General features: G+C 30.8%; 22 protein-coding genes. 5 read left to right on the top strand and 17 right to left on the bottom strand.

Features of this window, described 5'->3' with window-relative positions; translation table 11 throughout:
• Positions 1-28: 28 nt before the first annotated feature.
• Positions 29-637 (bottom strand): DUF4254 domain-containing protein, encoded by a 609-nt coding sequence (locus IEV10_RS03110; RefSeq protein ID WP_188373232.1) that lies wholly within the window; start codon positions 635-637, stop codon positions 29-31.
• Between the two features lie 70 nt (positions 638-707).
• Between IEV10_RS03110 and upp the strand changes: the two genes are divergently transcribed.
• A complete protein-coding gene (gene upp, locus IEV10_RS03105; protein WP_188373231.1) occupies positions 708-1,367 on the top strand; it encodes a uracil phosphoribosyltransferase in 660 nt (219 codons plus the stop codon).
• Here upp and IEV10_RS03100 read toward each other — a convergent pair.
• Positions 1,356-2,273, bottom strand: coding sequence for a DUF6427 family protein (locus IEV10_RS03100; protein ID WP_188373230.1), 918 nt, complete (start codon positions 2,271-2,273; stop codon positions 1,356-1,358). The genes upp and IEV10_RS03100 overlap by 12 nt on opposite strands.
• A gap of 41 nt (positions 2,274-2,314) precedes the next feature.
• Between IEV10_RS03100 and IEV10_RS03095 the strand changes: the two genes are divergently transcribed.
• Positions 2,315-2,542: a DUF6341 family protein gene (locus tag IEV10_RS03095; protein ID WP_188373229.1), complete on the top strand. Its 228-nt coding sequence runs from the start codon at positions 2,315-2,317 to the stop codon at positions 2,540-2,542.
• On the opposite strand, the gene purD is transcribed toward IEV10_RS03095, so the two are convergent.
• On the bottom strand, positions 2,537-3,808 hold the full coding sequence (gene purD / locus IEV10_RS03090; protein ID WP_188373228.1) for a phosphoribosylamine--glycine ligase: 1,272 nt from the start codon (positions 3,806-3,808) through the stop codon (positions 2,537-2,539). The genes IEV10_RS03095 and purD overlap by 6 nt on opposite strands.
• 84 nt (positions 3,809-3,892) lie before the next feature.
• On the opposite strand from purD, the gene IEV10_RS03085 reads away from it, so the two are divergent.
• Complete coding sequence (locus tag IEV10_RS03085) at positions 3,893-5,209, top strand: phenylacetate--CoA ligase family protein (RefSeq protein ID WP_188373227.1); 1,317 nt, start codon at positions 3,893-3,895, stop codon at positions 5,207-5,209.
• On the top strand, positions 5,206-6,357 hold the full coding sequence (locus tag IEV10_RS03080) for a glycosyltransferase family 4 protein (RefSeq protein WP_188373226.1): 1,152 nt from the start codon (positions 5,206-5,208) through the stop codon (positions 6,355-6,357). Before IEV10_RS03085 ends, IEV10_RS03080 begins: the two co-directional genes overlap by 4 nt.
• On the opposite strand, the gene IEV10_RS03075 is transcribed toward IEV10_RS03080, so the two are convergent.
• The 11 genes from IEV10_RS03075 to IEV10_RS03025 all read right to left on the bottom strand — a co-directional run bounded on the left by IEV10_RS03075 (position 6,354) and on the right by IEV10_RS03025 (position 18,367).
• Entirely contained in the window at positions 6,354-7,763 is a 1,410-nt protein-coding gene (locus IEV10_RS03075; RefSeq protein ID WP_188373225.1) for an exopolysaccharide biosynthesis polyprenyl glycosylphosphotransferase, read from the bottom strand. The genes IEV10_RS03080 and IEV10_RS03075 overlap by 4 nt on opposite strands.
• A 3-nt stretch (positions 7,764-7,766) precedes the next feature.
• On the bottom strand, positions 7,767-8,762 hold the full coding sequence (locus tag IEV10_RS03070; RefSeq protein WP_188373224.1) for a UDP-glucuronic acid decarboxylase family protein: 996 nt from the start codon (positions 8,760-8,762) through the stop codon (positions 7,767-7,769).
• Positions 8,762-10,060, bottom strand: a complete 1,299-nt coding sequence (locus IEV10_RS03065) for a UDP-glucose dehydrogenase family protein (protein WP_188373223.1) — start codon at positions 10,058-10,060, stop codon at positions 8,762-8,764. Before IEV10_RS03065 ends, IEV10_RS03070 begins: the two co-directional genes overlap by 1 nt.
• A 3-nt stretch (positions 10,061-10,063) precedes the next feature.
• A complete protein-coding gene (locus tag IEV10_RS03060) occupies positions 10,064-12,031 on the bottom strand; it encodes a polysaccharide biosynthesis protein (RefSeq protein ID WP_188373222.1) in 1,968 nt (655 codons plus the stop codon).
• A gap of 75 nt (positions 12,032-12,106) precedes the next feature.
• Positions 12,107-13,234 (bottom strand): DegT/DnrJ/EryC1/StrS family aminotransferase, encoded by a 1,128-nt coding sequence (locus tag IEV10_RS03055; protein ID WP_188373221.1) that lies wholly within the window; start codon positions 13,232-13,234, stop codon positions 12,107-12,109.
• Positions 13,235-13,238: 4 nt separating this feature from the next.
• Complete coding sequence (locus IEV10_RS03050; protein ID WP_188373220.1) at positions 13,239-13,841, bottom strand: acetyltransferase; 603 nt, start codon at positions 13,839-13,841, stop codon at positions 13,239-13,241.
• The gene (locus IEV10_RS03045; RefSeq protein ID WP_188373219.1) at positions 13,834-14,439 is read right to left on the bottom strand and encodes a sugar transferase; all 606 of its coding nucleotides are present in this window, start codon (positions 14,437-14,439) and stop codon (positions 13,834-13,836) included. The genes IEV10_RS03050 and IEV10_RS03045 overlap by 8 nt, the downstream gene beginning before the upstream one ends.
• Positions 14,432-15,610 carry an O-antigen ligase family protein gene (locus tag IEV10_RS03040; RefSeq protein ID WP_188373218.1) on the bottom strand — a complete coding sequence of 393 codons (1,179 nt, stop codon included), beginning with the start codon at positions 15,608-15,610 and terminating at the stop codon, positions 14,432-14,434. Before IEV10_RS03040 ends, IEV10_RS03045 begins: the two co-directional genes overlap by 8 nt.
• Complete coding sequence (locus IEV10_RS03035) at positions 15,597-16,841, bottom strand: glycosyltransferase family 4 protein (protein WP_188373217.1); 1,245 nt, start codon at positions 16,839-16,841, stop codon at positions 15,597-15,599. Before IEV10_RS03035 ends, IEV10_RS03040 begins: the two co-directional genes overlap by 14 nt.
• A complete protein-coding gene (locus tag IEV10_RS03030; RefSeq protein WP_188373216.1) occupies positions 16,831-17,727 on the bottom strand; it encodes a UDP-3-O-(3-hydroxymyristoyl)glucosamine N-acyltransferase in 897 nt (298 codons plus the stop codon). Before IEV10_RS03030 ends, IEV10_RS03035 begins: the two co-directional genes overlap by 11 nt.
• Position 17,728: 1 nt before the next feature.
• Positions 17,729-18,367: a PIG-L deacetylase family protein gene (locus IEV10_RS03025; RefSeq protein WP_188373215.1), complete on the bottom strand. Its 639-nt coding sequence runs from the start codon at positions 18,365-18,367 to the stop codon at positions 17,729-17,731.
• A gap of 91 nt (positions 18,368-18,458) precedes the next feature.
• Here IEV10_RS03025 and IEV10_RS03020 point away from each other — a divergent pair, with 91 nt between their 5' ends.
• Positions 18,459-19,220 carry a LamG domain-containing protein gene (locus tag IEV10_RS03020; protein WP_188373214.1) on the top strand — a complete coding sequence of 254 codons (762 nt, stop codon included), beginning with the start codon at positions 18,459-18,461 and terminating at the stop codon, positions 19,218-19,220.
• Between the two features lie 15 nt (positions 19,221-19,235).
• Here the strand turns inward: IEV10_RS03020 and IEV10_RS03015 are convergent, their stop codons facing one another.
• The 3 genes from IEV10_RS03015 to IEV10_RS03005 form a co-directional block, all read right to left on the bottom strand.
• Positions 19,236-20,342, bottom strand: a complete 1,107-nt coding sequence (locus tag IEV10_RS03015; RefSeq protein WP_188373213.1) for a glycosyltransferase — start codon at positions 20,340-20,342, stop codon at positions 19,236-19,238.
• Complete coding sequence (locus IEV10_RS03010; RefSeq protein WP_188373212.1) at positions 20,326-21,249, bottom strand: hypothetical protein; 924 nt, start codon at positions 21,247-21,249, stop codon at positions 20,326-20,328. Before IEV10_RS03010 ends, IEV10_RS03015 begins: the two co-directional genes overlap by 17 nt.
• A gap of 319 nt (positions 21,250-21,568) precedes the next feature.
• Complete coding sequence (locus IEV10_RS03005) at positions 21,569-22,846, bottom strand: O-antigen ligase family protein (RefSeq protein ID WP_188373211.1); 1,278 nt, start codon at positions 22,844-22,846, stop codon at positions 21,569-21,571.
• Positions 22,847-22,927: the final 81 nt, after the last annotated feature.

The following is a 22,927-nucleotide window of genomic DNA, read 5'->3' as shown; positions in this document are numbered from 1 at the left end:
TATGTGTTTTGGTTTTGGCAAAAGTTAATTACTTCTGGCCTCGAAGTACAGGATTAAGCTCATCGTCATTGTACATTTTCATCTGTTTGTAAACTTTCATGTACTTGTCGCCATTAGCTATATCATTTAATAAATCATCTAAAGCAGTACTTAAATCAACACGTTGTTCTAATAAAACATCTAGTTTTTTCTGGCAAGCTGCTTTATGACTATCGCTAGCGTCCTCACGCACAGTTTCTATATGCATGTGGTAAATTTTTAATGCCAAAATAGATAAACGATCAATAACCCATGCAGGGCTTTCAGAATTAATCTTAGCATCAGACTTTGGTGTTACATTTTTATACTTGTCTAAAAAATAGCTATCAATATATTCAACCGTATCCGTACGGTCTTGGTTAGATGCATCAATCATACGCTTAAGTTTTAAAGCGCCAACAGGGTCTATATTTGGGTCTCTAATAATGTCTTCGTAAGCCCATTGTACAGTATCAATCCAACATTTTCTGTATAATAGATGCGAAATGACATCTTCGTTTTTATCAAACTTGTTCGTAAATGGTTGGTCAACTGTGTTTAAGACTTTATAGGTTTTAATAACGTCTTGAAATATGGTGTTTGCTTTTTCTGAAAACATTGTAATAAAATTTAATATGCAAATATAGTCTGAATTATTAACTTTAAAGATTCAATACTCAACTGAAATTATGCACATTCACCATCTTTCTGAAAGGCCTTCAATTTTAAATACATTTATATCTGAAATTAGAGATAAAACCATCCAAAAAGATAGTATGCGTTTTAGACGAAATATTGAACGTATTGGCGAAATTTTAGGTTATGAATTGAGTAAATCTCTTCAATATAATTCTAAAACCGTAACAACGCCTTTAGGAAGCTTACAAATGCAATTACACAACAAAGATATTGTGCTTTGTTCAATCTTAAGAGCAGGTGTCCCACTACATAATGGGTTATTAAACTATTTCGACACCGCCGAAAATGCGTTTATTTCAGCATACAGACATCATAAAGATAATCCTGAAAGTTTTGAAATTGTAGTTGAGTATTTAGCATGCCCAAATCTTGAAAATAAAACCTTGATTCTGGCTGATCCAATGTTAGCAACAGGCCAATCTATGGTTGCCACTTTTGAAGCTTTAAAACCTTTTGGCACACCCAAAGAGATACATTTAGTCAGTGTTATTGGCGCACAAAAGGGTATTGACTTTGTGGCCAAAACTTTTGATATTAATTCTCATTTATGGATTGCTGCTATTGATGATGAATTAAGTGATAAAGGCTATATAATTCCTGGACTAGGTGATGCTGGTGATTTGGCCTTTGGTAAAAAATTACAACACTAAATTTAATATTGGTATCAAAATTAAAAGTGCGACAAAAACTTCTTTAAACCAATACTCTTCTATAGTTTCGATATAATTTGCCGTTATAATTGCAAACGGAACAAACAAAAACACAAACTCACTACCATTTTTGTTTGGTGCTAAAGCAAAAATAAATACTGCAATTATTGAAGCTACAACCACTAGTGTATGTACTGGCCTTATTTTTTTGTTTTTTCCTGAAAAGCTCTTTAAATAGAACAGTAAACTCCAGAAATAAATAGTAGCCATTACAGTTAGTCTGATAATATTTGAAAGGCTATTATAACTTGAAAAGTCTAAACTAAAGGCTATATTAAAATTACTCTCTAAGAAATACTCACCTTTTAGGATGATGTTGTAAATTATAAGTAGTAGAACTATAGTTAGAAGTCCGATTATTGAAACTGCTATATATTTTCCTTCGTTTTGCCAATAATAGGCTAGTGCAAAAAACACAACTATTATATACAAAATTGCCCAAGTGTAAAAAAGGGACGCTAAACCAATCCAAAACGCTGCATCAAAAAACTTTTTTATAAGTTCTCGTTTTGTATGTAAACTAAACAACCTTCTTAGGGCAAACAAAACGAGGAGGTTAGCAACAACAATATTAAAATTGGTAAATACTTCAGGAAAACTAAAAAATAACAAACCCAAAATCATAATGCTATAACTATGACGGTTTGTAAGGTCATTTTTAGCAATTATAAAGTCTGTAATAAACACATAGAAAATTGCAATCATAAGTATCAATGCACTTAAACCAAAAGAGAAGTCATCCGTGTTTATTTGAGAAAATATTTTTAAAGCAAATGATAGAACAACAACAATAACAACTATAATGAAGTTTACGGGTTTTGATTTACTAAAAATGCTTGTAATCATTAACTCTTTTTGTATTTTTGTACTGTAAATTTATTAAAGTTATGAAGGATTTCTTTTACGGCATACAAGATTTATTTGTAAATACACTTTTTGCTCCATTTGACGCACTTAGAGAATTAGAGCTAACCAATTGGTTTGGTGCTAATATTATGTCATGGATTTTTATGGCAATTGGTTCTGTTGCATTTGTATATTGGATGCTTGAACTAAAAAAGTATAACGATAATAACGAAGAAGATAAAAGCGTTTCGGCTCATTCTTATTTATAAGTCAAAACCAATATCTTTTCTAAAATTCATCTTATCAAAACTTAGTTTATCTATGGTTTGATAAGATTTTTTTATGGCCTCTTCGTAATCGTTTCCAAAAGAAGTAATGGCCATTACACGTCCACCTGAAGTTACAATTTTATGATCTTTTAATTGTGCTCCTGCATGAAAAGGAATCGAGTCTTTTATGGTTTCTAAACCTATTATTTCCTTACCTTTTTCATAGGCTTCTGGATATCCTCCTGAAACAAGCATAATCGTTGTTGCCGCTCGATTATCTATTTCTAGATTAATGCTTGAAAGTGTTCCGTTACCCATTGCTTTAAAAATTTCGACTATATCTGTTTTTAATCTCGGTAAAACAACTTCCGTTTCAGGGTCACCCATTCGTACATTATACTCAATAACTTTTGGGTCATCTCCAACTTTAATCAATCCAATAAACACAAACCCTACATATGGTAAATTATCTTTTTGTAGGCCGTCTATTGTAGGTTTTACAATTTGTTGTTCAATTTTTTCTAAAAATTCTTTAGTAGCAAATGGCACAGGAGAGATGGCGCCCATTCCTCCGGTATTTAAACCTGTATCACCTTCTCCAATACGCTTGTAATCTTTTGCTGTAGGTAATATTTTATAATCTTTACCATCTGTTAACACAAAACAACTCAGTTCTATACCATCCAAAAACTCTTCAATAACCACTTTTGTACTTGCGTTCCCAAATTTTGAACCAACAAGCATTTCTTTTAATTCAGCCTTAGCTTCATCTAAGCTATCAAGAATTAAAACACCTTTCCCTGCGGCCAATCCGTCTGCTTTAAGAACATATGGTGCTTTTAAAGTTTCTAAAAACTCATAGCCTTCTTCTATATTTGAAGATGTAAAACTTTTGTATGCTGCAGTAGGTATATTATGGCGCATCATAAATTCCTTTGCAAACTCTTTACTACCTTCTAATTCTGCGGCTGCTTTTTGCGGGCCAATAACTTTAATGTCCTTTAAGGTTTCATCGTTAAGAAAAAAATCATGGATTCCTTGTACCAAAGGGTCTTCAGGACCAACAACTACTAATTCTATTTTGTGCTTTACAACTGTATTTTTAATCGCTTCAAAATCAGTAACTGATATTGGTAAGTTGGTTGCTATTTCTGAAGTTCCGGAGTTACCAGGCGCTACAAAAAGTGATTTACAAAGTGGACTTTGAGAAATTTTCCATGCAAAAGTATGCTCTCTTCCTCCAGAGCCAAGGACTAAAATATTCATGAGTTGTGTGTTGTTTGCGCAAAAATAATTGCTTTTAAGCTTAAAAAACAATTAATTTACATAAACCTTTTTGCTTCAAAATTTTTGCGAATATTCGACCTTTCACTTCTTGTAAAAGGCTTTGCTATTAACAAAGCCAAACAACTCTTATCAGAAATACAGGAAAAAAGTGACGAGGATTTTGAGACTTATATTTTAAAGCGTAAAAAAAGCATTTTACACTACCACGAAAAGCATAACTCTTTTTATAAATCTAAAGTAAAGAGCATCGACCTCAACAATTGGGTAGACATTCCTATAATAACTAAAAAAGATTTGCAACAGCCTTTGAGTCAATTATTAACCGAGGGTTTTAATTCAAAAAATGTTTATATCGGTAAAACATCAGGCTCCTCTGGAGATCCTTTTGTTTTTGCCAAAGACAAGTTTTGTCATGCATTGACTTGGGCGCAAATAATGAATCGGTTTTCATGGTATGGTATTGACTTTAATTCGTCAAAGCAAGCGCGTTTTTATGGTATTCCATTGGATAAAAAAGGTTACTCTAAAGAACGAATTAAGGACCTTTTTGCAAACAGATATCGATTTTCTGTTTTTGATTTAAGTGATGAAGCTTTTGAAAAAGTCCTTGAAAAATTCAGAAAAACACCTTTTGATTATATCAACGGTTATACTAGTCCAATTGTACAGTTTGCAAAATTTTTAAAGCGAAAAGACATTGTTCTAAAGGATGTTTGTCCAACCTTAAATGTCTGTATTGTCACCTCAGAAATGCTATATGAAAAAGATAAGGATTTGTTAGATCTCCAATTTGGCATCCCAACTGTTAACGAATATGGTGCTTCAGAATTAGACTTAATTGCTTTTGAAAACCCTGACGGTGAATGGCAAATTAATAGCGAAACGCTTTTTGTTGAAATTCTTGATAATGACAATAAGCCTGTCCCATATGGTACAGAAGGTCGTGTGGTGATAACATCACTATACAACAAAGCATCTCCTTTTATTAGATATGATATTGGAGATATTGGTGTTTTGTCTAAACAAAGCACTCTAAGAAAACCTATTTTAGAAAAATTAGTTGGGCGTACTAACGATATTGCAATACTCCCAAGCGGAAAAAAAGCTGCTGGGCTAACTTTTTACTACATTACAAAAAGCATTATAGAAGAAGATGGAAACGTAAACGAGTTTATCATTGAGCAATTAGAGTTTAATCATTTTAAAGTTAGTTACGTGTCCAAAACAAAATTAACAGCACAAAAAAAGGAAACCATAACAAATGCGATGGTTACATATTTAGAAAAAGGCATAACTATTACTTTTGAAAAGTTCGAAAAACTTAACCGTTCTAAAAGCGGTAAATTAAAACAATTTACGTCTTACGTTTCTACTAAATGAAAGATCTCTTAATCATATCTAACTATTTTCCACCAGAAATGGGAGCGGCTTCAAATCGGATTTTTCAATTGGCAGAAGGCCTTTCTAAAAACCAAAATGTAAGTGTTATTTGTCCTTTTCCAAATTATCCAACTGGAAAAGTTTTTAAGCACTACAATAATAAAGAGACCATTGATGGCATTACGATTAAAAGGCTTTGGGTGGCGCCTTCTGTATCCAAAAATAAGTTTGTTCGTTTGTTTTCTATGCTATCTTTTAGTTTTAGTATTGTTTGGTTTTTTCTTTGGAACAAAATTCCCAAAACTATCATTGTTAATTCGCCACCATTACTAGTGGCATTTACGTCTTTGTTCTTTTTAAGTGCTAAAAAACACAGGCTCATCCTCAATGTAAGTGATTTATGGCCAAAAGCTGGCTTAGAGCTTGGCGCTATTAAACAGGGTTTTAGCTATAAGATGCTTCAAAAAATTGAACGTTTTAATTACAATAAAGCGGATTTAATTTTAGGCCAAAGTGAAGAAATACTAATCCATATTAAAACTATTGTTCCTAAAACAGAAACTTTGCTTTACAGAAACTTTCCAAATTTCTCACCTCCAAAAATTGAACCTAATGACGTAGATCATTCGACAAAAATAAAAATCGTATATGCTGGACTTTTAGGAGTTGCACAAGGTGTATTTAAGCTCTGCAAAAATCTAGATTATTCTAAGATAGAGCTACATATTTATGGTTCTGGTGCTGAAGAAATTCAAATTAAAAACTTTATAAATGACAACCCGACGCTACCAATCACTTTTCATGGAAGTGTATCGAGAAATGAGCTGCATCGAGAACTTTTAAAATATGATGCGACTATAATTCCACTGTTAAACAGAATTTATGGCTCTGTGCCTTCAAAGATTTTCGAATACTCAAGACTTGGTTTGCCCATCATATATTTTGGTGGCGGTGAAGGCGAAAATATCGTTAAAGACTATAAACTAGGCTGGGTAGCTGAATCAGGAAATTATAGTGCTTTAAATGAGGTTATTTCTCAACTTCAGCGTTCTGATTTTGATTCAGGTTTAAAAATACAAATACAAAAAACAGCGCTTAAAAACTTTGATGCTTCTGAGCAATTAAACGTATTAAACTCACTCATTTAATAGGCCTTCTCATCACCTTTAATTACAGATATTATTGTTCTTCCTATAATATCTAAATCCAAAAGTATTGACCAATTTTCTATATAAAAAATGTCATACTTAACACGGTTAATAATGTCTTCATCGGACTTTATTTCACCTCTAAAACCTTTTACTTGTGCTAAACCTGTTATTCCAGGCTTTACATTATGCCTAAAAATAAAATTGTATGGGTCTATTTTTTTTGAATACGCATCTGTATAGGATAACATATGTGGTCTAGGACCTACAACCGACATTTCTCCTTTTAATACATTTATAAATTGAGGCAATTCGTCAAGGCTAGTTTTTCTTAAAAATCGTCCAATTTTTGTTACTCTATGATCTCTTTCTTTTACATAATCTTCAGCTGTTGTAGAATTTATATGTAAAGATCTATACTTATAACAATTAAACTCCTTATAATTTATTCCGTTGCGCTTATGTTTATAAAACAATGGGCCTTTTGATTCTAAATTAATGAGAATATAAAGGATTGGACTCATCCACGATAATATAAACACAATAACAAATGCTGCAAAAACAATGTCAAAAACACGTTTTAAAACTCTATTGAATGGCTTATTGAGTGCTACTTCTTGAATTGATAAAACAGGTAGATAATTGTAAAAATCAGTCTTTAAACGTTTGCTAAAGAAATTTGTAGTTTTAGGAATGAATTTAATATTAAACTGATGAAGTTCTGCATATTTTACAAAGGTACTTATCTCTTTTTCGGATAATTCATCCATTGCACAATATATTTCGTCTATAGATTCATTATCAGAAATAAATGTTATTGCATCTTCTATACTTCCATTAATACCGTCAGCCAAATTGCTACTGTAAACACCTAAGAGATTATAACCATATTCTTTTTTATCTGTGAAAAAGGTCTTTAATTCCTGAGCACCTTCAGTATTTCCTATTATTAGTACGCGTCTATTATTTCCATTGAGATATTGTCTATATCTTTTAAGCGAAAAAAACATTAAAAACTTAACTAAGCCTATAAGAGAAATACTAGTTACAACATATTTTAAGATTGTTATTTTGCTAATTTCAATACCTCTATAAAACCCAATGAATGCAAATACAATAACAAAAAACATTAAAAATTGCTTAATCAAAAGCCCTAGAATATTTAATGCTGTTGTATATCTGTATACATTATAAAATTTTATTGAATACGTTGAAATTAACCAAAGAATACTAGCGTAGATAACAAAAACAGTGGCTTTACTTTTTAAAAACCCAATAGACCAATACGGCAACCCAAAGGTTTTGAAATCTATAAAATATGATGCTAAAGAAACAATTATAGCCACATCGAAGAAAATAAGTGCTGGTCTTAATAACCAAGAATATCTTCCTCTAATGTAACTCATGTTTTAATGTTTATTATAAGTAGAAAAGTCTTTATGCTCCTTTTTATACAACTCCTCTTGTGTTAAGCCTTTAAAATAATCAAAAGTAATCTTCATGCCTTGCTCTCGATGTATTTTTGGTTGCCAATTTAATAGTTTCTTAGCGAGTGTAATGTCCGGTTGTCTTTGTAATGGGTCATTTTGAGGCAATGGCTTATATACTATCTTTTGGGTAGAATTGCCAAGACTAATAATCTCTTTAGCAAAGTCTAGTATTGTTGTTTCATTAGGGTTTCCAATATTAATTGGGTAAGAATAGTCGGAAAATAGTAGTCTAAATATGCCCTCGATTTGATCATCTACATAGCAGAAAGAACGCGTCTGCAAACCATCTCCAAAAACAGTTAAATCTTCCCCTCTTAATACTTGTCCCATAAATGCTGGAATAACCCGCCCATCATTTAATCGCATTCTAGGACCGTATGTATTAAATATTCTAACTATTCTAACATCTAATCCATGAAATCTATGATAGGCCATAGTGATAGACTCTTGAAAACGTTTGGCTTCATCGTAAACTCCTCTTGGGCCAATTGAGTTAACATTACCAAAGTAAGATTCTGGCTGAGGGTGAACTAATGGGTCTCCGTATACCTCAGATGTAGAAGCAACAAGGATTCTTGCTCTTTTAGCTTTTGCTAAACCCAACAAATTATGAGTACCTAAAGATCCTACTTTTAATGTCTGGATAGGTATCTTAAGGTAATCAATAGGACTTGCTGGTGATGCAAAATGAAGTATATAATCTAAATTCTCATCAATTTTAATAAACTCTGTGACATCATGTTCTATAAACCTGAAATTTGAATGATGCTCTAAATGAGAAATGTTTTTTTTATCACCAGTAATAAAATTATCCATTCCAATAACCAAAAAACCTTCACGAATAAATCTATCACATAAGTGTGACCCGAGAAACCCTGCAGCTCCAGTTATTAATATACTTTTTTTAGAGTTCATTATCTCCCTATTGATATATAATCAAAGCCTTCTTTTTCTATATCTTTAATATCATAAAGGTTTCTTCCATCAAATATGGACTGGCCTTTCATTAAATCTTTAACCTTTTTAAAATCTGGTGTTCTAAACACACTCCACTCTGTACATATTATTAATGTTTCTGCATTTTTTAGAGCATCATACATACTTTCAGCGTAAGAGATTTTATCCCCTAATTTTTGCTTCACATTGGGCATTGCCTCAGGGTCATATACAGATATATTACAGTTGTATTTTAAAAGTGTATTTATGATTTCTAAAGAAGGTGCCTCTCTAATATCGTCGGTTTCTGGTTTAAATGCTAATCCCCAAATGGCTATGGATTTCCCATGTAAATCATTATTAAAATATCTCTTTATCTTTGGTATTAGGGCTAGCTTTTGCTTGCTATTAACATCTATGACTGCATTTAGAATTTTAAAATCATAGTCTAAATCAGCACCGGATTTATGAAGTGCTTTTACATCTTTTGGGAAACATGAACCTCCATAGCCTATTCCCGGAAAAAGGAAACGTTTTCCTATTCTTGAATCTGTTCCCATTCCTATTCTAACTTTGTCTACATCAGCACCAACTTTTTCGCAATAGTTGGCAATCTCATTCATAAACGTAATCTTGGTAGCTAAAAATGCATTTGACGCATATTTTGTAAGTTCGGCTGACTTCTCATCCATAATGATAATCGGATTTCCAGACCTCACATATGGATTATACAGTTTTTTCATTTTTTCGATAGCGCGCTCACTACTTGAGCCAATAACTATTCGTTCGGGTTTTAGGAAATCATCAACAGCAAAACCTTCTCTTAAAAATTCTGGATTACTTACCACATCAAATTCAACGCTTGTGTGCTGAGAAATAGCAGCTTCAACTTTTTCTGATGTTCCTACTGGCACTGTACTTTTATCTACAATAATTTTATACTCGGTAATGCGTTTTCCTATATCTTGGGCCACACCAAGAACATATTTTAAATCAGCAGAGCCATCTTCATCTTCCGGAGTTGGTAATGCTAAAAAAATAATTTCGCCATGGTCTAAACCATCTTGAAGTGACGTTGAAAAGTTAAGACGACCTGCATTAATGTTTCTTTCAAAAATGATATCTAAATGAGGTTCGTAAATAGGAACCTCACCTTTTTTCATTCTAGCTATTTTATCGGCATCAATATCTATACAGATTACATCATTGCCTGTTTCGGCAAGGCAAGTTCCTGTTACAAGGCCTACATAACCCGTTCCTACTACCGTAATATTCATAAATTAACTTGCTTTTTCTTTTCTTTTATCAAACTTTTCATAGTCTGAATTCATGCTTACAAATTCCGGTACTATGGTTTTCATTTTTTTCACAATATCACCTTTGGTTCCTTTTTTTGAAATATCAATAAGTTCTTCTATATCCGACATTATTTGAGTGATACCTTGTGTGTTTACCTTAGCAATCATTATTTTTTCATTGTATGTAGGCAATGTTGTTGTTTTGTCGTTAAGTAACTCTTCATACAACTTCTCTCCAGGTCTTAACCCAATAATTTTAATAGACATATCTTTATTAGGTGTATAACCTGCTAGCCTAATTATTTTCTTAGCTAAATCAATGATTTTTACCGCCTTACCCATATCGAATATAAAAATCTCACCTCCATTACCCATTGCTCCAGCTTCTAAAACTAACTGACAAGCCTCAGAAATTGTCATAAAATAACGTATAATATCTGGATGCGTAATAGTTACTGGACCTCCTTCTTCAATTTGTTTTTTGAATAGTGGGACAACAGACCCGTTGCTTCCTAAAACATTACCAAATCTAGTTGTTACAAAACCTGTGGTCTTCTTGAGGCTTTTATTATTGTCTTCTTGTAACGCTTGTACATATATTTCGGCAATACGCTTTGATGCTCCCATAACGTTGCTAGGGTTTACGGCCTTATCTGTTGATACCATAACAAATTTTTCCGTGCCGAACTCTTGAGATAAATCTGCAACATTCTTTGTGCCTAAAACATTAGCGAATACAGCTTCAGATGGATAGTTTTCCATCAACGGCACATGCTTATATGCTGCAGCATGATATACAACATCTGGTCTATATTTATTAAAAATTTTCCTAATCTTTTCAATATTTCTAACATCACATATTACAGCTTTATAGGTGAGTTTAGGAAAATTGTTTTTTATCTCATTTTGTACATTGTATAATGGAGATTCAGCTTGATCTAAGATGATTAATCTGCTAGGTTTATAGCCTGCAACTTGCCTTACTATTTCGCTACCAATAGAACCGGCGCCTCCTGTAACCATGACACATTTGTTAAATATCTCTTTTGCTACCAGCTTATTGTCAAGTTTAATTGGCGCTCTTTCTAGTATGTCTTCAATCTGAATTTTTTCTATCTGACTCGTAATATTCTTATTTTCTTCTATATCAGATAATAATGGAGCCCTGTAGACTTTTAGGTTATAATCTAAACATTTATCAATAATAGCAATGTTTTCTTCTTTTGAAATTTCTTTGTCTGCAAGTATAAGGGCTTGAGCACTATGAATACGCAATGTAACAGCTATGTTGCGATTTATATTAAAAATCGGCAGGCCTAATATCTGCTTGCTTTTATTCTTTTCCGCTTTATCTATAAAGCCGAGTACCGAGAATCTATTTGGTTTTTCTGACTTTAAAGCGTTTGCTATAGCTATTGCATTCTCATCTGTACCATAAACTAATACCTTGAGTTCATTCTGTTTGTTACTGAAATTTAAATAAACTTCAAATATTTGTTTTACTATAACCCTGAATAAAAATAACCCACAAAACGAGATAAGAGCATATATTAATAATGAAGGAATGAAAATAATCTCAGTAGAATTATAGAGATAATTGATATAATATACTACAAGAATAGTAATGAGAGTAGATATTGTAGCTACCAAAAATCTGACAGCATCTAGAAATGTAGAATGCCTTATAAGTCCTGCATAGGTTCTATATAGGATAAAAAAAGCAATATTAACAGATATTATTACGACTTCTGTAGTAGAAAAAGAAAGTTCAAAGGGCTGGTTTTTAATCTTACTAACTACCAATTTCGCTACTAGAAGTGAAATAAATATAATGGTAGAATCAAAACCTAAAATTGCCCATCTAGGTAAATATCCAATATTTTTAAAATCTAGTCTTTTTTTACTAGACTCTAATACTTGATATAATGCTTGTTTAAACCTTTTGTACATCTTTGGGTTTGCTCTTTTTAGTATCTGCAAATATCTTAATTATAATGGGAATAGAGAAATTTAAAAAATATGTCTCTACAGAAAACTTCTTACTACCTCAGAAATTCTACTTCTATCGTCATCTGATAAGTTGGAGCCACTTGGTAAGCACAATCCTTTATTAAATAATATTTGACTTTCATTATTGCCGTAATAAGACGCGTCTTTATATACAGGTTGAAGGTGCATTGGTTTCCATAAAGGTCTGGTCTCAATATTTGAAGCGTCCATTGATTTTTGCAAACTCTCTTTAGTTAAATTACCTTTTTCTTCTATTGTAATACAACTAAGCCAATGGTTAGATAAGAAATTATTATTGGGCTCCTTAAATACTTTTACATTATCAATTTCTCTAAAAACCTCTTGATAAAATACATTCATATTGCGTCTTAACCCAACATGCTTATCTAATACTTCCATCTGTCCTCTTCCTATTCCTGCACTTATGTTACTCATTCTGTAATTATACCCTATCTTGTTGTGTTGATAGTGAGGTGTATTATCTCTAGCTTGGGTTGCGTAAAAAATAGTTTTTTGTTTTTCTTCTTCTGAACTACTTACTAATGCGCCACCACCAGATGTGGTAATAATTTTATTTCCATTAAACGACAAGACGGAAAAATCACCAAAAGTTCCACATTTTCTGTGCTTATAAGTTGACCCTAATGCTTCAGCAGCATCCTCAATAACAGGGATTTCATATTTCTTTGCAACTGATAAAAGTTCATCCATTTTTGCAGGCATTCCGTATAGGTGAACAATAATAATTGCTTTAGGTTTTTTACCTTTTTTAATTCTGTCCTTTAATGCGTCTTCAAGGTGATTTGGACACATGTTCCAAGTGTCTGTTTCGGAATCTACAAAAATAGGTTTTGCGCCCTGATAAATTATTGGATTTGCAGAGCCGCAAAACGTAAATGTTTGACATATCACCTCATCATTATGCTCAATTCCTAGTTGTACTAATGCTAAGTGAATTGCAGCTGTCCCAGAGGATAAACAGGCTACATGCTTATTTTCTCCAATATACTGTTCAATATCGGCCTCAAATCCTGAAACATTTGGGCCTAATGGAGCTATCCAATTTGTGTCGAATGCCTGATTAACATAATCTCTTTCTGTTCCACCCATATGCGGCGAGGATAACCATATTTTAGAATTCATTATTTTATTTTTTGATAATTTTTCCAGGGTTCCCAACTACAGTTACATTATCTGGTATGTCATTTATTATGACACTTCCGGCTCCAATAGTCACATTTTTACCAATTTTTACGCCTTGAATTATGACACTTCCGGCTCCCACATGAGAGCCTCGTCCTATAGTTACACCTCCGCAAAGTGTTGAGTTTGGGGAAATATGTACAAAATCTTCTATCACACAATCATGATCTATAGATGAAGATGTATTTATTATACAATGTTTTCCTATTATCGATGAAGAGTTTACTACTACTCCTCCCATAACTACAGTGCCTGACATTATTGTAACTGTTTGATCTACTATAGCACTTGGATGTTTGATAGAAGTAAAGCAATCTTTATTTATTTTTCTTACGACTTTTTCTCTAATAGTATTGTCTCCAATTGTTACAATTAAGTTTGATTGAATGTCTTCTTCAGAAAAATTGTTTATAATATTAAAGTCTAAAAACTTTGTTTTAGAGCTATCGTCATCATAAATCTTACATATTTCGCCTCCATTAAGTTTAATTATATCAATTATCACCTTACAATGACCGCTGGCTCCGTAAAGATAAAATTTATTCATTTCCTTTAAATGGTGTTGTTGTCGCTTCTCCTGCATTGTTGATTCCTTCAGACTTAAAAACTTTAATTACTGTTAAAAAAAATATCTTTAAATCTAGAATAAAACTTACGTTTTCTACGTACCAAACGTCAAAATTAAATTTCTCTTGCCAACTAATTGCATTTCTACCATTTACTTGAGCCCATCCTGTAATTCCAGGCTTTAAGTCGTGCCTTTTTTTTTGATAATCATTATATAGTGGCAAGTACTCTGGCAATAATGGTCTTGGCCCTATGATGCTCATATCCCCTTTTAAAACATTAATTAATTGAGGAATTTCGTCCAGTGATGTCTTTCTAATAAAGGCTCCTAATTTTGTAAGTCTTTCTGAATCTGGTAACAATTGGCCTTTATTATTTTTTTTATCCGTCATAGTTTTAAATTTTATGACTTTAAACACTTTTTCATCTTTTCCTGGTCTTTTTTGGAAGAAAAAAGGAGTCCCTCTATTGTAGAAAGCTAATCCTATAGAAATTGTAATAAATAATAAGCTTAAGGTCAAAATACCAATTAATGAAAATATAAAATCTAATACTCGTTTAAATACGTTTTTATACATCGCTTCTTTTACTATTTAATAAGGTTGATACAAATAATAAAAGAATCATTGAGATTGCGCTTGTTAACAACCCTCCTCCTAAAAAGCTGCAGGTGAAAACAATAATAATCAGACCGCTTGTAATTTTATTTTTTTTAATAAAAATTTGCCCCAACATTAAACAATAAATTAACATTCCGGCTATTCCAAAAAAAATAAATAAATCTATCCCATCCATCTGAGAGATTACAAAATCATTTGTATAAAAACCTCCTCCGACTATATAGTTAAAAGTACTCCAATTGGAATTTAAATATTTAATATTCTGACAAACTAAAACATCTCTATTAGACAATAGTAAAGTTAAAACATTAATATCTTCAATATTACTCCAAAAACTAAATAATCCAAAAAAATATTTTATTATAGTATTAAAAAAAAATAAAACCACTATAACCAATCCTAATGCTGTTCTCTTAACAAATTTATTGCCATTGAATATGAATAAAAAATGAAATATAAATAATAAAGAAAAGAAAAGAAGTATTGACTTTGTCCCTAATAATAGAGAAATGATTGAAATCGTTATAAACAAGATGGGGGTTTTAGTTTTGTCTACAAAAGATTTATAGTACAAATAAACTATATAAATTATATAAACTATACTAATCTCGTTTGGTTTATTAAACAAGCCGTCATAACCAAATCTATTTGAATTAATATAAGATTTAAAAAAATCAAGATTAAATAAAAAGGCAAATAAGATAATTGCAGAATTCACCAACAATATTATCTCGATGTACCTAAATGACGTTTTTACAATATCTACTTGATTTTTCCTTGACAATAACATTAAAGCAAACAAAATTATTAGTATGTATCTATCAAAAAAATAAATACTTCCTTTTGTTAGAAGCCATATAAAGTTATGATTTAACAACGGGTTTAATAAAGTACTTATGCAAAAAACAAAAATGAATCCTATTAATAAATAAAGGATTTTTTTGTTGAGATTTTTATATTTTATTAAAAATAATATGATTACTTGAAATGTTACTTTATATATACCTAGTATTCTTACTTTATTATAATCTATAAGTTGTGTATATACAGTAACAAAGGCCTCTAAAGCAAAGAGTAAGATAACTAAGACACCTATAACTTTAGTTATTTTAAAATCACCTGATTTCATAAAACTCTTTGAAGATTTCTATATATTTTAAAGCTAAAGCTTGGTATGTGAAGTTGTTAAGTAAATACTCTTTTCCATTATTTCCCATTAAGAGTCTTTCTTTGATGGGTTTATTGTAGTACTCTAAGATTACTTGTCTTAATTCTTCATGATTTTCTGCTGGTACTACACTACCACATTTTGCCAACTCAATAGCATTGTTTTTTGTAGGGGCGCTAAGGATAATAGGCTTTGAGGCATACATATAGTCAAATGTTTTATTTGCAGATATACCATACTTGTATATACTTATGTTTTTTGAACTAAAAAAAAGTAAATCACACTCCTCTAGAAAAGATTGGACTTGATTTTTGTTTACAGAATTCAAAAAAATTGTATTGGAGTTGTTATTTGCTCTTTTTATTAAATTATCCTTTTCATTTCCATCACCAATAAGACAAAGAACTATATCTTCTTCTTTTAATGATTTTAATACATCTATTATTGTTTCCATTGCATTAGCTGTGCCTAAAGCACCTGCATAGCCTATTACAAATTTGTTCTTAGGTATTCTTTCTTTTAGGTTAGAATCCAAGGGTTTATAATATGAAGTATCTTCTAGGTTGTACCCGTTTGAAATCCATGAGTATCTGAAATTCTTGTGTCCTAGTATATTTTCTATATGGATATTTGCGTCCATTAAAAGAGAGACTATATAATCAGCTTTTTTGTATCCTAGTTTTTCTACGTAGCTTAAAAATTTAATAAGCATATTTTTTGAACTGTAATTCCCTATTTCAAGTATTGTAAGTGGCCAAATATCTCTTATTTCTAAGATGAACTTTGATTGCTTGAATTTTTTCTTTAATTGAAAGTGAACATTTAATATTGGTAATAATGATATTGATGATACAATAATTATATCGGGTTTTGGCAGCTTTTTAGTAGGGATAAAAAAAAGTAAGAATGAGAACACAACCCAACTCATCATTCTTGAAATTCCATTAGTGTTGTTATACTTATTTCCTTTAATTAAAACAGTTCTTATATCATTATTAATGATTTTAAAAAAACCTTTGAAATGATTATTTCTTTTTCCTATATGAGAATATGAAGATGTAATTAAAGTAACGTCATAGCCTTTTTTCTGCCATTCTTTTGCCAAATAATAGTGTCTATGACCGTCTCCATTTAATTCTGGAGTGGTTGCATATTGATTTATTAACCAAACGTGTTTATTATTATTTCCCAATACTTCTTATAAATCTTGAAGGGTTTCCCGCAACAATGGTATTATCCTCAACACTCTTAGTTACAACAGCACCCATACCCACTAAGGCATTACTTCCTATTTCTTTTTTATTTAAAATAGAAGATGATGGTGCAATCCAAGAGTCTTCTCCAATTTTAACACTCCCTGCGACCATTGCATTTGCTATAACAACAGAGTTACGTCCCACAACAACCCCATGTGCAATATGCACTAAATTATCTATTTTTACATTTTCTTCTAAAACAGTGCTGCCAAGCACAGCTCTATCTATACATGTATTATTTCCTATATCTACATTATTTTTGATAATGACATTGCCTATGTGCGGTATTAATTCAAAATCACCCGAAGCATTTTTCTCATAACCAAAACCTATGCCTCCAATAGTGTTGTTAGAGCCTATAGTAACTCCGCTACCAATAATTGTATCTGATAAAATAGTTGTATTGTGAAGTATTGTTGTGTTGTCTCCTATTATGCAATTTTCCTCAATGACAACATTGTGGCCAATGAAAACATTTTTTCCTACTTTAACGTTATCTGCTAAAAAAGCACTTTTACTCACAGATGGCGTTCTCTCTCTACTAAAAAACATTGTTAAAACCTCTTGAAAAGCTCGTCTTGGGTTTTCAACAACTAGGTAATTTTTTAATTTAGAGACATTATCATTTTTATTGCTAACAATAACCAAGGAATCAGTGTTTATATCATTAAGCAAATGCGAATTTTTATCCCCACACCAACTTAATGCATCGCTAACATTATTAATCTCATTTATAGGGATTACACTTTTTATAGTTAGTTTCCTGTTTCCAGTAAAGCTATGATAATTAATTTTTTCTAATATTTTATTTATCTCTACCATTTTACGATATTATTCTTACAACTTCAAAAACTTCACAATATTCTGTACCCACCTGTGTTCCTCTTACTTTAGCTAATCCTTTTATAAAATCCTCAGATGCATAGTTTCTAATTGCTATTTGGGATTTGTATTGACTTAATGAGTTTAGTTTAGTTAGAACTTGATTTTCAGACAATTTAAAAAAGTAATCCATAGAAAACTTAAAATTATTCCATGGTAGCTCGTAAGATAATATATTTCTATTTTTAAATGCTCTTACAGCTTCTGTAGCAATGGTCATATGGTCTTGATGAACGTCGTTTATCGATGGAATAAAAATTAAATCCGGATTAATTTTCTTCCTAAATAGAATTAAATCTTCTAAAATCTCTTGCCTTTTAGATGTAAAATATCTTACCTTATAATCTAAAATATGCAAATTTTCAGGTTTTATTCCAAGAACTGATGTTGCATTTTTTACCTCTGATTTTAAGATATCTTTAGGAAACCCTTGAGGCACGGACTCTTCGCACCAACTAAATGCGACGTAATGTACAGTGGCTCCTTGGTCAATTAATCTAGAAATCGTGCCACCACAACCAAATTCTCCGTCGTCAGTGTGAGGTGCTAATACTAAAACGTTTTTAAATTTCGATATCATAAAAAAAATTTCTTCAAAAATAAAATATAAAACTTAGTTTTGGGTTTATAAGGATGACATAAGTTTAAATTAATCCATTTAATATAATAATATGAAAAAAATTATTTCTTTACTGACAATTGTATTTATGTTTTCTTGTGGAGAAAAGAAAGAAGAAAAAATAGAGCCAATAACAAAAAAAGCAATCGTTAAGGAGCAAATAGTTGATATAAAAGACCTTACATACTCAATGCTATTTGATGGAATTAGAAACGAAAACGAAAACGACGATGTATTTGGAAAGTATGTAGCAAATCGTTTTGGAGCCGAAAAATCTGCTATATATCTTGACGGTATCGCTGACCATGTAAAAGCTTTTAACTTGGATGGGCTTAATTCCCAGAAGGAACTGACAATATCCGTTTGGTATAAGCCAATATCTTTTAAGGGAAGTGGTAATGACCCTATTGTTATTAAACCTAGTGACTCAGAAGATTCTACTCTGCCTCAATATTATATAGGTGCTACTGGTAATGAACACCCTAGTGATAAAGTAAGGGGTTCTTTTAGATTTGGTCTGGTTATAAATGGAAAATACAATTCTATAAGAACAAAACCAGATACATGGTTCCCTGAAAACTGGTATAACATTATTGGAACTTATGATGGAAAGTCTATGAAGCTCTATGTAAATGGTAAGGTCTTAAATAATAGAACAATTGAAGGTGAATTATTAAACAACTCCTCAGACTTATTGTTAGGCATGCATAATTCTATGAAGTATGGTGCGCCAGGGGTTTATGATAATTTTAGATTTTATAAAAGAGGTTTAAGTAAATCCGAAGTAGATCAAATTGCCCTTAATAAGAATTAAATTAAGCTGGGTGAATTATAAGTTCTGATATAGGTTTAATAATCTATTTTCAGCTAAATTCCAGTTGTACTTACCTATGACAGACTTGCGCCCATTAGCTCCAAGTTTTTTCTTTTCTTCAGGATTATTATTTAAATATTCAATAGCTTTAACAACTTCTTCGTGATTTGTAGGGTCAACATTTATACCGCAATTATTTTCCTTGTTAAACGCTTTCCACTCTCCAAAGTCTGGCATTATGACAGGAATTCCATTTCTCATGTATTCAAATAACTTAATGGCATACGATAGGTAATACTGACCTACATTATTATATAAAATTAGACCTATTGAAGATGTTTTATAGTATTTGCTTACTTCATTAAATGGTATTAGGCCTAAGTAGTCTACATTATCATACTCCTCAAAATTCTTTAACTCATTTAGTGTTTTAGAATTAATATTACCCGCCAAAATTAAGCGATTCGGTTCCTTTATTTTAGAGTATACCTCAAGCATATTGAGTAATCCACGCTCTTCGGTTAATGCGCCAGCATGGAACGCCGTAGTTGTCGAATAATCGACTTCAATTTCAGGGTTCTTGTTATCAAGAATTACAAAGTTTTCGACTAAAACGGTATTAGAGTTATATTTTAAATATTTGTGTTTCATATATGGCTGTGGCACTATTAGGCCATCCATTTTTTTAGCTACAAAACCCTCTATAATTTTGAACAACTTTATGAAAATTGGCTTTAAAAATTTATTAAGCCATGGCTTAATCTCTAATTGTTTTGCCAAGTCTTCATGAATATCATAAACAACTTTTCTAGTCTTACTCTTAAGCATTAACCCGTAAAGCATTAACTCTGGGTCATGAAAATGGTAAATATCTGCATTTATTGATTTTGCCTTTTTATATACCTTATTGCTACTTCGCAAAATCCTACTAAATCGCCCTTTTTCCTTTCCTACATCAATTATATTAACATTAAAAATATGTTCATCACCCAACCCATCTGCAACGATTAGAGTCACGTCATAATCAGCTTTAGCTATACTTATACACTCTTTTATGAAAACTCGTACATCATACCTCGTGTGCACAGATGTGATATGACATACTTTAACCTTCTTTTTCATTAAGCAAAAAAATTGATAAAATTAATAATGCAAACGCTCCGTGTGTAAGTAGGACAGTTAAGGTAGAAGAACTTATAAAAGCTAATACTACCAATAAATAAATACCAAAATATCTGTATTTAATATTTAAGTTACTAAGTATCATAAAATATACTGAAACTATTAATATATTGACCAAAACACCTATAGAGCCAAAGTTCATAAACCCTTCGGAAATTAGTCCATTGTTAGCATTCATATCTGGATTCTTAAAATAATATTCTCCTATAAGTTTTGTATAGGGTTTTTCAAAAGGATAGTCTTTAATAAAATTTAAAAACGATTGAGACCAATATGTATGCTTTCCCTCAAAAAACTGCAAATATTGTAAATCTAAAATTGCTGGAGTAAAATGTACTCTTCTAAATAATAATATCCACAAATAATCAAATTTAAAAAAAGCCAAAACTGCAGATATGACGATTAATATATTAGATATTTTTATAAGCTTTATTATGGTCTTTAAATATGTAAACCTATAAAAAATTAATATTACAATTAACCCTAAATATACTGTCTTGTGAGCACCAAAAAGATAAAAAAGAATAACATACAACACTCCAATAATTGCAATCCACCACTTTTTTAATTCTAAAGCAAAAACAATTAATAGTGGTAATAATATTTTTGTATATAAAGAATATGTATAGCCAAAATAAGGGTTGTTTATTCCTCTGACATTCAATCTAGTTTCATAAACATCTATAAGAAGAAGGTTTTTAAGGTTTATATATGGTCCATAGGCAATTAAATAAGGTATTATTCCTAAGGAACATAGCAAAAATAAAATAAGCAATGCTTGTTTTTTATTAACTGTAGGGATTTTATGAAGAGGGATTTTAACTCTAGAAAAATAAACTACAGCCAAAAATAAAGCTTGATGATATATCAATAGTTTTAGAGGGTACAGGTTTTTAGATATTGCCGAAATTAAAGAGGGTATGGTAAGTAGCATAAATAATAAAGCTGCAATTGCAAATATTATTTTTTCTTTATCTAATTTTAGAAGTGTTCTTAAGTTAAAAAAGAACAAAGGAACTACTATTAGGAAACGGAAAAAAGAAAAATCAAACTTAGAATCATTTAGGTAGGCAAAATAATTCCAAGTAGGATAAGTGACTATTTTATAATAGTATAAAAATAGTAGCATAAAGAAATATGCAACAAAATAAAACCTAATATTTAGCTTAATCTTTAGCATATTGTATGTCTTTCTTTAATATTTTAGTTGGGCTTTTATAAAACATAAATAAGCAATAAAAAAAACAGAAAAAAGCTAGTCCAGAATATTGATTTAAAATACTTTCAAAAAAACTATTAAACACAATAATTATTATAAAGCATGTAATAATATAATTACTATCTCTAGATTTACGTCTGACTATTAGATTTTTTATAGTAAAACCAAACAATAATAATCCAAAGACTCCACACTCTACTAAAAGTTGTAAATACTGATTATGAGAGTTTAATCTTTCTCTGTAAGGGTAAATATATCTTTTTTGTCTGTATACTTGTTTTAACTCATTATAGGTGTCTCCAATACCTACACCAACAATCGGGTTCTTTTTTATGATTTCTAATGATGCATCCCAAGTCATAAACCTTTGAGACATACTACCAATATCTTCATTGTCAAAATTTAGCCCTTTATCTATAAGATTATCAACTGTTTTTTTTATTCTAGGATTAAATTGAGATACCATAAATGAAGAGATTAGTACTAGAGTTAAAAGAGTAAAAAACTTTAGTCTACTCAAAAATTTAAACAAATAAAAAACATAAATAATCAGTAATGTTACTAAACCTGCTCGAGAAGAAACTTGTATTAAAACTATACTTAAAAACACCAAAAAGCTTAGCCTTATTATTTTATTTCTAAATAGAGGTTTTTTAAACAACAAAATAGCTATCGCCAAATTAATGTACATTCCAAAATAAGTAGTATGATGTAATGAAGAAAAAAAAGATCCAAAGAAATGATTGCCTCCACGAATCGAAGATTCTAAAAATCCAGAATCTGCATTAACTTGAGGTCGAAAAGTTAACGCACCATCAATAAAAGATATTGAATTTGTTAAGGCTATATAGTAGCAATAAAGTCCCGACAAAACACAGCCATAAACAAAAAAAGATAAGATTTTTTCAGTAGTATTTTTTGATAGCTTCTTTCCAATTAGAAAAAATATTAGTGGGAACGCTAATAATGATGCTTTTTGTTCAAAATATTTAAAGCCAAAATTCTCAGTGTATATAAGTGATAGAGTATATACGAAATAAAGCCCTACCAAAAAAAGTAATTCCTTTTTAAATAGAAATTTTGATTTTTTTAAAAAAACCAATGACAATAATACGGATAAAAGAATTACTACTGTGGACAAGCGCTGGCTTAAAGGCAAACAAAATGAAAACATCACTAACAAATAAGCAGCTCCTTTTTCTTTTAAACCTTCAATAATATTCATTGTTTGCATTTGATAAGCAAATTTATAGTTTTATAGATTATGAATACAGCTTATAATTGAATTATTTAGATAAATTTGTAT

Origin of the sequence: Winogradskyella haliclonae (genome assembly GCF_014635865.1) — a bacterium.
Taxonomy (GTDB): Bacteria; Bacteroidota; Bacteroidia; order Flavobacteriales; family Flavobacteriaceae; genus Winogradskyella; species Winogradskyella haliclonae.
This window is presented reverse-complemented; position numbering and strand designations above follow the sequence as displayed.